Genomic DNA, 14,028 nt, shown 5'->3' with positions numbered 1-14,028 from the left:
ACTTCCACCAACACGTTACTGACGTAAGGATTTATTGTGCTGGTACTTTTAGGTTATATCCTCGTTGTTGGCTCGGTGTTAGGCGGCTATATGATGGTCGGCGGTCACCTGGGCGCGCTTTATCAACCTTCGGAACTGGTCATTATCGGCGGGGCCGGCATTGGCGCTTTTATTGTCGGAAATAGCGGCAAAGCGATTAAGGCGACGTTAAAAGCGCTCCCGCTGCTGTTCCGCGGTTCTAAATATAATAAAGCGGTTTATATGGATCTGATGGCGCTACTTTATCGCCTGATGGCCAAATCGCGCCAGCAGGGCATGATGTCGCTGGAACGCGATATTGAAAATCCTAAAGAAAGTGAAATTTTCGCTAATTACCCGCGCATTTTGTCCGATAACAAGTTGGTGGATTTTATCACCGACTATATGCGGTTAATGGTCAGCGGCAATATGAACGCTTTTGAAATCGAAGCGCTGATGGATGAAGAGATCGAAACCTACGAGCATGAGTGCGACGTACCCGCGCAAAGTATCGGCGCCATGGGCGATTCGCTGCCCGCGTTCGGCATCGTGGCGGCGGTGATGGGCGTAGTGCACACGCTGGCCTCGGCGGATCGTCCGGCGGCAGAACTGGGCGAACTGATCGCTCATGCGATGGTGGGCACCTTCCTCGGCATCCTGCTGGCTTACGGCTTCATCTCGCCGCTGGCGTCGGTGCTGCGTCAGAAATGCGCGGAGAACACCAAGATGATGCAGTGCATTAAGGTTACGCTGCTGTCCAGTCTGAACGGCTATGCGCCGCAGATCGCCGTGGAGTTCGGCCGTAAGACCCTGTACTCCACCGAGCGTCCGTCGTTCACCGAACTGGAGGAGCATGTACGCAACGCGAAAGCCGGTAAACAGACTTCGGGCCAGGACGCATGAATAACCAAAATCACCCCATTATTGTCGTAAAAAAGCGCAAGCATAAAAAACATGAGGGTGGTCACGGCTCCTGGAAAATCGCCTACGCCGACTTTATGACCGCGATGATGGCGTTTTTCATGGTGATGTGGTTGATCTCGGTCGCTAACCCGAAGCAGCTGACGCAGATCGCGGAATATTTCCAGACGCCGCTGAAGGTGGCGTTGTCTGGCGGTCAGCGCAGCAGCGACAGTGAAAGCCCGATTCCTGGCGGCGGCGATGACCCGACCCGCAAGGATGGCGAAGTGCAGAAGCATGTCGATCTGGACGCCGAGAAGCGCAAGCTGGAAGAGATTCGTCTTAACCGCCTGCGCGAACGCCTCGATCAACTGATTGAGTCCGACCCGCGGCTGAAAACGCTGCGGCCGCACCTGATCATCAATATGGTGGAAGAGGGGCTGCGCATTCAGATTATCGACAGCCAGAACCGGCCAATGTTTAAAACCGGCAGCGCCCAGGTTGAGCCCTATATGCGCGACATTCTGCGCGCTATCGCGCCGATACTGAACGATCTGCCGAACAAAATCAGTCTTGCAGGCCATACCGACGATTTTCAGTATGCGACGGGCGACCGTGGATACAGCAACTGGGAACTGTCGGCCGACCGCGCCAACGCCTCACGTCGTGAGCTGGTGGCCGGGGGGCTCGATGGCAGCAAAATGCTGCGCGTGGTGGGCATGTCCGACACCATGAAGCTGAAAAATCGCGGCGGCGATGAGGCGGTCAACCGTCGCATCAGTCTGCTGGTGCTGAATCACGACACGCAGGCGCAAATCGAAAAAGAGAATGCCGAAAGCGACGCGACGCAGCTGAGCGATCCGCAGAGCATTAAACAAATTACCGCGCCGGCTCAGCCGTCTGACGCGGCGATAACCCCAGATCATCAACCCTCGCAGGCCGCGTCGGTCAGTCAGGAGCCGCCGGTGACGCAAGTCGCGCCGGCTCCCGTCAGCACGCCGCAGCCTGGGGGCGACTCACAGCAGAGGTGATAACCGTGAGCATGGATATCAGCGATTTTTATCAGACATTCTTCGATGAAGCTGACGAACTGTTAGCGGACATGGAGCAACACCTGCTGGGTTTAGACCCGCAGGAGCCCGATTCGGAACAGCTTAACGCCATTTTCCGGGCGGCTCATTCCATTAAAGGCGGAGCTGGCACCTTCGGCTTCGTGGTTTTGCAGGAAACCACACATATTCTGGAAAACATTCTGGACGGTGCGCGCCGGGGCGAAATGCAGCTCAGCACTGACATCATCAACCTGTTTTTGGAAACCAAAGATATTATGCAGGAACAGCTCGATGCCTATAAGGCGGGCCAGGAGCCTGACGCCGACAGCTTCAAATATATCTGCGAAGCGCTGCGTCAACTGGCGTTAGAAGCGAAAGGCGAAACGATCGCGCCGGTGAAAACCCTTGCCGCCGCGCCCGCCGCCGCTGAGCCAGCCGCCGCGCCTGCGGCCACCGGCCTGCGTCTGAAACTGAGCGCGCTGAAGCCGAACGAAGTGGCGCTGCTGCTGGAGGAGCTGGGCAACCTCGGCACGGTTAGCGACGTGATCAAAGGCGAAAACAGCCTCGAAGCGACGCTCGATTCCTCTGTCGCCAAAGACGATCTGGTCGCTGTGCTCTGCTTTGTGATCGACGAGTCGCAGATCAGCTTCCCGGAAGCGGGCGCGGCGCAGCCCGTCGCGGCTGAACCGGTGGCGGCCGAGCCGGCGCCCGTGGCGACCACCATGGCGGAAGCGGAGATCGCGGCGACGCCTGCGAACGTCACCGAACTGGCCCCCGTGGCGAAACGCGAGCCGAAGAAAGTCGCCCCGGCGAAAACCAGCGAATCGAGCAGCATTCGCGTTGCGGTTGAGAAGGTCGATCAGCTGATCAACCTGGTCGGCGAACTGGTGATTACCCAGTCGATGCTGGCGCAGCGTTCCGGCGCGCTTGACCCGGTCGCCCACGGCGATCTGCTAAACAGCATGGGGCAGCTGGAGCGCAACGCGCGCGATCTGCAGGAATCGGTGATGTCGATCCGTATGATGCCGATGGAGTACGTCTTCAGCCGCTTCCCGCGTCTGGTGCGCGATCTCGCCAGCAAACTGGGCAAAGAAGTTGAACTGACGCTGCTGGGCAGCTCTACCGAGCTCGACAAGAGCCTGATTGAACGCATTATCGATCCGCTGACGCACCTGGTGCGCAACAGCCTCGATCACGGCATCGAGTCGCCGGAAAAACGTCTCGCCGCTGGGAAAAGTGCGGTGGGCAACCTGACGCTCTCCGCAGAGCATCAGGGCGGCAATATCTGTATCGAAGTGATTGACGACGGCGCCGGGCTTAACCGCGAGCGTATTCTGGCGAAGGCGCTTTCATCCGGCCTGCCGGTCAGCGACGCGATGAGCGACGAAGAGGTCGGCATGCTGATTTTCGCGCCGGGCTTCTCTACCGCCGAGCAGGTGACCGACGTGTCGGGCCGTGGCGTCGGCATGGACGTGGTGAAGCGAAACATTCAGGAGATGGGCGGCCACGTTGAAATCGCTTCGAAGCAGGGCAAAGGCACGACTATCCGTATCCTGCTGCCGCTGACGCTGGCGATCCTCGACGGCATGTCGGTGCGCGTAGCGGAAGAAGTCTTTATTCTGCCGCTGAACGCGGTAATGGAATCTCTTCAGCCGCGTGCGGAAGATTTGAAACCGCTGGCGGGCGGCGAGTGCGTGCTGGAAGTGCGCGGCGAATACCTGCCGCTGGTGGAACTGTGGAACGTCTTTGATGTTCAGGGCGCGAAAACCGAAGCGACCCAGGGCATCGTGGTGATATTGCAAAGCGCCGGAAAACGCTATGCGTTGCTGGTTGATCAGCTGATTGGTCAGCATCAGGTTGTCGTAAAAAACCTCGAAAGCAACTATCGCAAAGTGCCGGGTATTTCCGCCGCCACCATCCTCGGCGATGGCAGCGTGGCGCTGATTGTCGATGTATCGGCACTGCAATCTTTAAACCGTGAGAAGCGCGTGGCCGGCGCCGCGTAATCGTAACCAATTAAGGGCAAAGCTATGACTGGAATGGCAAATGTAACGAAACTGGCCGGTGAAACCGTCGGACAAGAGTTTCTGGTGTTCACCCTCGGGGACGAAGAATATGGCATCGATATTCTTAAGGTGCAGGAGATCCGCGGTTACGATCAGGTGACCCGCATCGCCAATACGCCAGCCTTTATTAAAGGCGTCACCAACCTGCGCGGCGTGATCGTGCCGATTATCGACCTGCGCATTAAATTCGCGCAGCCGGGCGTGGAATATAACGATAACACCGTGGTGATCGTGCTGAATCTGGTGCAGCGCGTCGTTGGTATCGTGGTGGACGGCGTCTCTGACGTGCTGTCGCTGACCGCCGATCAGATCCGTCCTTCGCCGGAATTTGCCGTGACCATGTCGACGGAATACCTGACCGGTCTGGGTGCGCTGGGCGATCGTATGTTAATCCTGGTTGACATCGAAAAGCTGCTGAGCAGCGAGGAGATGGCGCTGATGGATACGCTGCGCAGCGCGTAAGCAGGTGCGCTTCGCGGATACGTCCGCAAGAGAGCAAAAAAGGGCGACGTCAGTCGCCCTTTTTTATTGCCAGCGTTACGCACGCCGCTCTGTAAAAGGGACGTTGCCAGCGTTTGCCCCTTTCATGCGTGTTAAGCGTGATGGAATAACATTTCTGATATGTAAAAACAGGAAATTGCACGCTCTTTTTATGGAATGCTTTCTAACAAAATATAAACAAGGATGTAAAAGGCGCCTATATAAAAGGGAGGAAGCATAAATTAACGATATCGTAAAGTCGCTAATAAGCCACATTTCTGTCTGCTATTTATTAAGCTTATAAACGGCCTGTATTTGCTCATTCCTCACTATTTTCCCATCAAAGATGTCTTATTAATTATTCATAAAAATCAAAGGTTTATTTATTTAACTCGTAAAATATTTATGTTTTTTTCTAAAGAGCCGAAGAATTAAAATAGTGTCGGTGTGAATTATCTGACGGCAAAAGCGGTTTAATAATAGCCGATAAACAGGCGGTGTAAGGCAATGAACGCTGTGCGAGTAGATAAATTAACCAGCGCTACGCTTTTTTCTGCTACGCCAGCCCGCCTGCGAACATTGCCGGTATGCGGTAAACAATAAGGGACTTATATGTTTAAGAATATGAAGATAGTGACAGTATTATTCATGATACTGGCCGTATTGGGCATTATGCAGCTGTCTACAAATGGACTCTATTTTAAGGCAGTGCGGGAAAGCCGGAGCAATATTGAAACAGAGCAAATGGACAGCGCACGCCGTGGTCAGCTGCACGCGCTGTGGGGTAATCTGCTGCAAACGCGCAGCTCGCTGAATCGCGCTTCGTTGCGTATCAGCCTGTTTACCACGGAGAATCACAACGATACAGAAGCCGATCAGCTGCTGGCGCTGGCAACACAGTATCTGGCGAAAGCGGACGCCAATTTCGCCAACTTCCAGAAATTGAAGCCGCTGGATGGCCATGAATCGGACCGCATCGCACTCACTGAAAGCTACAAGGCGCTGCATGAAAAGCTACAGGAATTACATGGGTTTCTCGCCAGGCGCGATCTGCAGGCGGCCATCGCGCAGCCGACGCAGCGTTATCAGGATGCGTATGAACAGGCCTACAACAGCTGGCTGGCCAGTAACCGGGAGAGAGCTAAACAAGGTTTGATCGAGAGCCAGGAAAATTATAACGAGTCGCTCGGCGTGGCGATCATGATGCTGGTATTGATCGCCATCGTGCTGGGCGGAATGTGGATCCTGTTGCAGCGCATTCTGCTGCGTCCGCTGAACAATGCGATGGCGCATATTAACCGCATTACCGATGGCGACCTGACGACGACAATCGAAATCCATGGCCGCAACGAAATGGGCCAGCTGGCAGAAAGCCTGCGCGATATGCAGCAGTCGCTGGCGCGCACCGTGCGCGACGTGCGCAGCGGGGCGGATGTCATTTACACCAGCGCCAGCAAAATTTCTCTCGACAGCGGCGATCTCGCCTCACGCACCGAGCAGCAGGCCGCCTCGCTGGAAGAGACCGCCGCCAGCATGGAAGAGCTGACCGCGACGGTGAAACAGAATGCCGATAACGCCCGTCAGGCCTCGCAGCTGGCGCTGAGCGCCTCGGAAACTGCGCAGCGCGGCGGCAAGGTGGTAGACGGCGTGGTGAAAACCATGAGCGAAATCGCCGACAGCTCGAAGAAAATCGCCGACATCATCAGCGTAATCGACGGCATCGCCTTCCAGACCAATATCCTGGCGCTGAACGCGGCGGTGGAAGCGGCGCGCGCCGGTGAACAGGGCCGCGGTTTCGCGGTGGTGGCGGGCGAAGTGCGCAGCCTGGCGCAGCGCAGCGCCCAGGCGGCAAAAGAGATTAAGGATCTGATTGTCGCGTCAGTCAGCTGCGTTGATACCGGCTCGGTACTGGTAGGCACCGCCGGTGAAACCATGAGCGAGATAGTCAGCGCGGTTAATCGCGTGACCGATATCATGGGCGAAATCGCCGCTGCCTCCGATGAACAGAGCCGCGGCATTGAGCAGGTCGGCCAGGCGGTGACGGAAATGGACGGCGTGACGCAGCAGAACGCCTCGCTGGTAGAGGCCTCCGCCGCCGCCGCCGCCGCGCTGGAGGAGCAGGCAAGCCGCCTCGGTAAAGCGGTTGCGGTATTTAACCTGCCCGCCGGGGAAGAAACGGTTCGCGAACCGCAGGTCAGACCCGCGCTGACGCTCAAGCCGGGCGCCGCGCAGGAAAAAGAGACCGCCGCTGAGGATAACTGGGTGACCTTCTAATCGCGTTTTGTCCTTCTCTGTTCTGGCCATGCCGTCTGCGGTCGGCATGGCCTTCTCTGCTTTAAATCCCGCTATTTCCGCTGATTTTACCCTTCCAACGGTAAACGTTGACGTCATCTTGCCGATAACGTTCTGGTAGTGACTTTATTTCTAAATACCAGGGGTAAGTATGTTAAAGCGAATCAAAGTCGTAACCAGCCTGATTGTGGTGCTGGTTATTTTCGGCGCGATGCAGCTGCTTTCGGGCGGGCTGTTTTTCCAGGCGCTGAATAAAGACAAAACCAATTTCAACGTCTCGCAAACGTCGAGTCAAAACATTGCCGCGCTCACCGATGCATGGATCGGCCTCAACCAGGTGCGCATTACGCTTAACCGCGGCATGCTGCGTCTGCAAAGCGATATGGCGGGCAATATCAACGGCGGCGGGCTGGATAGCCTGGTGCAGCAGAGTCGTAACCAGCTGGCGGAAGCGGATAAGCACTACCGCGACTATAAAGGCATGCCTAACACGCCGGGTCTGGACGATAACCTGTCGCAGCGGATGGAAGAGAAGTACAGCGCGCTGGCGAAAAGCCTGAGCGATATGACCGATATGCTGGCGGCAAAACAGCTGGAGGCGATGTTCAAACAGAACATCGAACAGAAGCAAAATGACGCGCAGGCGGTCTATACCGAATGGCGTAGCGCGCAGGCGGTGCTGTCCGCGCAGGGACTGGCGGAAAACGAGCGCGCCTTTAACACCATGCTCTGGATCCTGGGCACGGTAATGACGCTGGTGCTGGCCGTGATTGTACTGTGCTGGTTCGGCCTGCAACGCATTCTGCTGAAGCCGCTACAGACCATAATGCAGCATATTCAGGCGATCGCCGCAGGCGACCTGACGCAGCCAATCGAGGTAGAAGGCCGCAATGAAATGAGCCTGCTGGCGGAAAGCCTGAAAAACATGCAGCAGGAGCTGGTGCGCACCGTCAGCGACGTGCGCGACGGTTCCGACGCCATCTACACCGGCGCCAGCGAAATCACCGCCGGCAGCAACGATCTCTCCTCGCGCACCGAGCAGCAGGCCGCCTCGCTGGAAGAGACCGCCGCCAGCATGGAAGAACTGACCGCCACGGTGAAACAGAACGCTGAAAACGCCCGTCAGGCGTCGCAGCTGGCGCTGAGCGCCTCCGAAACCGCGCAGAAGGGCGGCAAGGTCGTGGACGGCGTGGTGAAAACCATGAGCGAGATCGCGGGCAGCTCGAAAAAGATTGCCGATATCATCAGCGTGATCGACGGCATCGCCTTCCAGACCAACATCCTGGCGCTGAACGCGGCGGTGGAAGCGGCGCGCGCCGGTGAACAGGGCCGTGGCTTCGCGGTGGTGGCGGGCGAGGTGCGCAATCTGGCGCAGCGCAGCGCTCAGGCGGCGAAAGAGATTAAGTCGCTGATTGAAGATTCTGTGGCGCGTGTCGATACCGGCTCTGCGCTGGTCGGCACCGCGGGCGAAACCATGAGCGACATCGTCAGCGCGGTCACCCGCGTCACCGACATCATGGGCGAAATCGCCTCGGCGTCGGACGAGCAGAGCCGCGGCATCGACCAGGTGGGCCTGGCGGTGACCGAGATGGATCGCGTGACGCAGCAGAACGCCGCGCTGGTGGAAGAGTCCGCCTCGGCCGCCGCCGCGCTGGAAGAGCAGGCGAGCCGCCTCAGCCAGGCCGTATCGGTGTTTAAAGTGCGTCAGGGGCAGGTTGGTCATCCGGCAGCGCTGAAGACGCCTGTGCTCAGCAAGCCTGCCGCGCTGAAGCCCAGCGCTGCGCCTGCCGCTGCGGATAACAACTGGGAAACGTTCTGATCCGTCACACGCGTCGCTGATATTTAACGTAAAAACCGGACGTCGTCGCCCGACGGCGTCCGGTTTCGCTTTTTCCATCTGAAAATTTGCCTGACGGCGCGTAGCGCGCCGCAGTTAATTGCAGATAAGGATAAAGATCCTGCCTGGCATGCCGATAATCCTGACATTCAACCACGCTTTAAGGTCCATCATGTTTAAGCATATTAAAGTTGTGACGGCGCTGATTATGGTGCTGGCCATCTTCGCTGTATTGCAGCTCGCATCCAGCGGTCTGTTCTTTAACGCCCTGAAAGGGGATCGGGAAAGTTTTGTTCTGTCGCAGGAGATCCAGCGCGAACAGATTAACCTCAACGCCGCATGGGTGGCGCTGATCCAGGCGCGCAACACCCTTAACCGCGCCGGTATCCGCTATATGCTCGATGCTAACCATATGGGCAGCGGCAGCACCGTCGCCGAACTGGTGGCGCTGGCCAACGAGCAGCTGCAAACGGCGGACAAAAACTTTGCCGCCTACAACCAGATACTGCCTGACGAGGTGAAAAATATGCCTTATCTGGTGGCGATCAATGACAAATATAAAGTGCTGCATGACGCGCTGGGCGAACTGGTGCAGATGCTGGGCGCGGGTAATTTGAAAGGGTTTGTCGACCAGCCGACGCAGAGCTACCAGAACGATTTTGAAAGCGCCTACGCCACCTGGGCGCAGACCACCAGCACCCTGATAACCGCTGGCGCCGAGCAGAACGAGAGCGCGTATCAGCGTTCCCTGTGGATTATCGGCATCGTGCTGACGATTCTGGCGGGCGTGGTCGCGCTGGTCTGGATCGGCATGCATCAGATCCTGCTGCGTCCGCTGAAAATCACCATCGAGCATATCCGTCATATCGCCAGCGGCGACCTGACGCAGCCAATCGAGGTGCAAGGCCGCAATGAAATGAGCCTGCTGGCGGAAAGCCTGAAAAACATGCAGCAGGAGCTGGTGCGCACCGTCAGCGACGTGCGCGACGGTTCCGACGCCATCTACACCGGCGCCAGCGAAATCACCGCCGGCAGCAACGATCTCTCCTCGCGCACCGAGCAGCAGGCCGCCTCGCTGGAAGAGACCGCCGCCAGCATGGAAGAACTGACCGCGACGGTGAAACAGAACGCCGAAAACGCCCGTCAGGCGTCGCAGCTGGCGCTGAGCGCCTCCGAAACCGCGCAGAAGGGCGGCAAGGTCGTGGACGGCGTGGTGAAAACCATGAGCGAGATCGCGGGCAGCTCGAAAAAGATTGCCGATATCATCAGCGTGATCGACGGCATCGCCTTCCAGACCAACATCCTGGCGCTGAACGCGGCGGTGGAAGCGGCGCGCGCCGGTGAACAGGGCCGCGGCTTCGCGGTGGTGGCGGGCGAGGTGCGCAATCTGGCGCAGCGCAGCGCTCAGGCGGCGAAAGAGATTAAGTCGCTGATTGAAGATTCTGTGGCGCGTGTCGATACCGGTTCTGTACTGGTTGAAAGCGCGGGCGAAACCATGAGCGACATCGTCAGCGCGGTCACCCGCGTCACCGACATCATGGGTGAAATTGCCTCGGCGTCGGACGAGCAGAGCCGCGGCATCGACCAGGTGGGCCTGGCGGTGACCGAGATGGATCGCGTGACGCAGCAGAACGCCGCGCTGGTGCAGGAGTCCGCCTCGGCGGCCGCCGCGCTGGAAGAACAGGCGAGCCGTCTCAGTCAGGCGGTCGCGGTGTTCAGAATTCGTAAAGAATTCGCCGCCGCCGCCGTTAACGTTAATACGGCAGCGAAAAAGCCGCAGAGCGCGGCGTCGACACCGGTAGCGCGCAAGGCCGCTGGCTCGGATGAGAACTGGGAAACCTTCTGATTCTCGTCCAGGCAGGCGGTAAACAATAAGAAAAACGTGTTGACGGAAGAAGTTGGTGAGACGGGCAGAGGGATGGCGCAGGCGCAAGGCAACGGCAGGCAGAGGCCACGCCGCGACATCAAATGCTGCCCCGCTTCAAATGAAGAGCGCGGCGGCGTCACCGGCGTCGCGATCGTCAATAGCCAGATTAGGTCACACAGCAAAATGCCGCGCTGATGAGGAAGCGGCAGCGGCCACGGATTAGCGCGACGCCCCGATAGTCGGAACAGACAGCCGCAGCGCACGACGCGCCGCAGGCGGTAAGGCAGGCGAGCAGGGTGAGAAGCTGACAAGCCATCGCCAGGAAGTGGCGCCTTTAAACCTTAAACTGCTTTGTTGGGTGAACCTGGATGAAGAAATCGACAGTACTGGCACCACCTGAGAACGCGACGCTGCTGGCCCAGATGGTGCAGCGTTTGCCTCTCTCTGATACGCACTTTCGCCGTATCAGTCAGCTGATTTATCAGCGAGCCGGCATCGTGCTTGCCGATCATAAACGTGAAATGGTTTATAACCGGCTGGTGCGTCGTCTGCGCACCCTGAATATTGATGACTTTGGCCGCTATCTCGCCCTGCTGGAAAACGATCCCAACAGCGCGGAGTGGCAGGCGTTTATCAACGCCCTGACCACCAACCTGACGGCCTTTTTCCGCGAGGCGCACCACTTCCCGATTCTGGCGGAACACGCCAAACGGCGCGGCGGCAGCTACAACGTCTGGAGTACGGCGGCCTCTACCGGCGAGGAGCCTTACTCCATCGCTATGACGCTGGCGGAAACGCTGGGCGCCGGACCGGGGAAATTCTCCGTTCACGCCAGCGATATTGATACGCAGGTGCTGGAAAAGGCCTCATCGGGCATCTATCGCCAGGAGGAGCTGCGCACGCTTTCGCAGCCGCAGATGCAGCGCTTCTTTTTGCGCGGCACAGGCCCGCATTCCGGCATGGTGCGCGTGCGCTCCGAGCTGGCGAGCACGGTGAATTTTTTCCAGCTGAACCTGCTGGCGCACGAGTGGGCACTGCCCGGCCCGTTTGATGCGATTTTTTGCCGCAACGTCATGATCTATTTCGACAAAGAAACCCAGGAAAAGATCCTGCGGCGCTTTGTCCCGCTGCTGAAGCCCGGCGGTCTGCTGTTCGCTGGCCACTCGGAAAATTTCAGCCAGATAAGCAAAGAGTTCTATCTGCGCGGGCAAACGGTTTACGGGCTGACTAAGGAAAGAGCATGAGCAAAATCACCGTAATGTGCGTTGATGATTCAGCGCTGATGCGTCAACTGATGACGGAGATCATCAACAGCCATCCCGATATGGAAATGGTGGCCACGGCCCCCGATCCGCTGGTGGCGCGCGATTTGATTAAACAGTACAACCCGCAGGTGCTGACGCTGGACGTCGAGATGCCGCGCATGGACGGCCTCGATTTCCTGGAAAAACTGATGCGTCTGCGTCCGATGCCGGTCGTGATGGTCTCTTCGCTGACGGCGAAAGGCTCTGAAGTCACACTGCGCGCGCTGGAGCTGGGGGCGATCGATTTCGTCACCAAACCGCAGCTGGGCATCCGTGAAGGCATGATGGCCTACAGCCAGATGATCGCCGACAAGATCCGCGCCGCCGCCCGCGCCCGTCTGGTGCCGCGCGGCGCGCAGGCCGCGCCAGCGATGCTGAAGGCCGGACCGCTGCTGAGCAGCGAGAAGCTGATCGCTATCGGCGCCTCCACCGGCGGCACCGAAGCGATTCGCCATGTGTTGCAGCCGCTGCCGGCAACCAGCCCGGCGCTGCTGATTACCCAGCATATGCCGCCAGGCTTTACCCGCTCGTTCGCCGAGCGGCTGAACAAACTTTGCCAGATTACCGTGAAAGAAGCGGAAGACGGCGAGCGTATTTTGCCGGGGCACGCCTATATCGCCCCCGGCGCGATGCACCTGGAGCTGGCGCGCAGCGGCGCCAACTATCAGGTGAAGCTGAACGACGGCCCACCGGTCAACCGCCATAAGCCGTCGGTGGATGTCCTGTTTAAGTCGGTGGCGCAACACGCCGGACGCAACGCCGTTGGCGTGATCCTCACCGGCATGGGCAACGACGGCGCGGCCGGACTGCTGGAGATGTACCGCGCCGGCGCCTGGACCATCGCCCAGAACGAAGCAAGTTGTGTGGTTTTCGGCATGCCGCGTGAGGCTATCGCTCACGGGGGAGCCAGTGAAGTGGTGGATTTGCACCAAATCAGTCAGCACATGCTGGCAAAAATTAGCGCCGGACAGGCATTGCGCATTTAACCGAGCCCGTCCAGCGGGACGAGATAACACAGGAGTAGATATGGTTGACAAGAATATGCGTTTTTTGGTGGTGGACGACTTCAATACGATGCGTCGTATTGTGCGCAACCTGCTGAAAGAACTGGGCTTCAACAACGTTGAAGAAGCTGAAGACGGCGTCGATGCGCTGACCAAGCTGCGCGCGGGCGGTTTCGATTTCGTCATTTCCGACTGGAACATGCCGAACATGGATGGCCTGCAGCTGCTGCAGACCATTCGCGCCGACGCCACCCTGGGCAAGCTGCCGGTGCTGATGGTGACCGCCGAAGCGAAAAAAGAGAACATCATTGCCGCAGCTCAGGCTGGCGCCAGCGGCTATGTCGTCAAACCTTTTACCGCAGCGACCCTGGAAGAGAAGTTAGGTAAGATCTTCGAAAAATTAGGTATGTAAGGAGACGTGATGAGCGAACTTACGAAACCAGCGACAGATGCGGCTTCGGCGCAAGATATTATTTCTCGCATCGGCTCCCTGACGCGCATGCTGCGTGACAGCCTGCGCGAGCTGGGACTGGATCAGGCGATTGCGGAAGCGGCGGAAGCGATTCCTGACGCCCGCGACCGTCTCGACTATGTGGTACAGATGACCGCTCAGGCCGCTGAGCGCGCGCTGAACTGCGTAGAAGCTTCACAGCCGCGTCAGGACGCGCTGGAGAGCGGTGCTAAAGATCTGAAAACGCGCTGGGACGCCTGGTTTGAAGACCCCATCGAGCTGGCGGACGCCCGTGTACTGGTTTCGGATACGCGCGAATATCTGGCCGCCGTGCCGGAACACACGTCCTTTACCAACGCACAGCTGCTCGACATCATGATGGCGCAGGATTTCCAGGATCTTACCGGTCAGGTGATCAAGCGCATGATGGATGTGATTCAGGAGATTGAGCGTCAGCTGTTGATGGTGCTGCTGGAGAACATGCCGGAAGCGAACGCGCGTCAGAAGCGGGAAGAGAACAGCCTGCTGAACGGTCCGCAGATTAACGCCGCCGCCCCTGGCGTCGTGGCGAACCAGGATCAGGTTGACGATCTGCTCGACAGCCTGGGCTTCTGAAAGGTCGCCGCCGTCCGCATTATGGGACGGCGGCGCCCCGATTTTATTCAAACAGGCTGGCGTCGCGTCAGCCAGCCTTATCCATTCCCTGAAATAACCCCTGTTTAACCCTGTTACTCGTCCCATTAAAACGGCTCAAGTT

At 58.3% G+C, this 14,028-nt stretch carries 11 protein-coding genes; all 11 read left to right on the top strand.

Translation table 11 applies throughout. The features are described from left to right. Nucleotides 1–36 precede the first annotated feature (36 nt). A complete protein-coding gene (gene motA / locus C2E16_RS12660) occupies nucleotides 37–921 on the top strand; it encodes a flagellar motor stator protein MotA (RefSeq protein WP_038625561.1) in 885 nt (294 codons plus the stop codon). Further along, a complete protein-coding gene (motB, locus tag C2E16_RS12655) occupies nucleotides 918–1,949 on the top strand; it encodes a flagellar motor protein MotB (RefSeq protein WP_084971409.1) in 1,032 nt (343 codons plus the stop codon). The genes motA and motB overlap by 4 nt, the downstream gene beginning before the upstream one ends. A gap of 11 nt (nucleotides 1,950–1,960) precedes the next feature. Next, a complete protein-coding gene (gene cheA, locus C2E16_RS12650) occupies nucleotides 1,961–3,976 on the top strand; it encodes a chemotaxis protein CheA (protein WP_174705331.1) in 2,016 nt (671 codons plus the stop codon). Nucleotides 3,977–4,000: 24 nt separating this feature from the next. Then, nucleotides 4,001–4,498 (top strand): chemotaxis protein CheW, encoded by a 498-nt coding sequence (gene cheW, locus C2E16_RS12645; protein ID WP_038625565.1) that lies wholly within the window; start codon nucleotides 4,001–4,003, stop codon nucleotides 4,496–4,498. A gap of 630 nt (nucleotides 4,499–5,128) precedes the next feature. Next, nucleotides 5,129–6,790, top strand: coding sequence for a methyl-accepting chemotaxis protein (locus C2E16_RS12640; RefSeq protein ID WP_038625567.1), 1,662 nt, complete (start codon nucleotides 5,129–5,131; stop codon nucleotides 6,788–6,790). A 169-nt stretch (nucleotides 6,791–6,959) separates the two neighbouring features. Then, on the top strand, nucleotides 6,960–8,627 hold the full coding sequence (locus tag C2E16_RS12635; RefSeq protein ID WP_104951524.1) for a methyl-accepting chemotaxis protein: 1,668 nt from the start codon (nucleotides 6,960–6,962) through the stop codon (nucleotides 8,625–8,627). A gap of 190 nt (nucleotides 8,628–8,817) precedes the next feature. Further along, entirely contained in the window at nucleotides 8,818–10,491 is a 1,674-nt protein-coding gene (locus C2E16_RS12630) for a methyl-accepting chemotaxis protein (RefSeq protein ID WP_104951523.1), read from the top strand. A gap of 389 nt (nucleotides 10,492–10,880) precedes the next feature. Next, the gene (cheR, locus tag C2E16_RS12625) at nucleotides 10,881–11,756 is read left to right on the top strand and encodes a protein-glutamate O-methyltransferase CheR (RefSeq protein WP_038625573.1); all 876 of its coding nucleotides are present in this window, start codon (nucleotides 10,881–10,883) and stop codon (nucleotides 11,754–11,756) included. Then, a complete protein-coding gene (locus tag C2E16_RS12620) occupies nucleotides 11,753–12,802 on the top strand; it encodes a protein-glutamate methylesterase/protein-glutamine glutaminase (RefSeq protein WP_104951522.1) in 1,050 nt (349 codons plus the stop codon). Before cheR ends, C2E16_RS12620 begins: the two co-directional genes overlap by 4 nt. A gap of 40 nt (nucleotides 12,803–12,842) precedes the next feature. Then, on the top strand, nucleotides 12,843–13,232 hold the full coding sequence (gene cheY / locus C2E16_RS12615) for a chemotaxis response regulator CheY (RefSeq protein ID WP_038625576.1): 390 nt from the start codon (nucleotides 12,843–12,845) through the stop codon (nucleotides 13,230–13,232). Nucleotides 13,233–13,241: 9 nt separating this feature from the next. Then, nucleotides 13,242–13,886, top strand: a complete 645-nt coding sequence (cheZ, locus tag C2E16_RS12610; protein WP_038625578.1) for a protein phosphatase CheZ — start codon at nucleotides 13,242–13,244, stop codon at nucleotides 13,884–13,886. Nucleotides 13,887–14,028 lie beyond the last annotated feature (142 nt).

Source organism: Mixta calida (assembly GCF_002953215.1).
GTDB classification, from domain to species: Bacteria; Pseudomonadota; Gammaproteobacteria; order Enterobacterales; family Enterobacteriaceae; genus Mixta; species Mixta calida.
The sequence above is the reverse complement of the archived record's forward strand: the minus strand, read 5'-3'. Positions and strand labels throughout refer to the sequence as shown.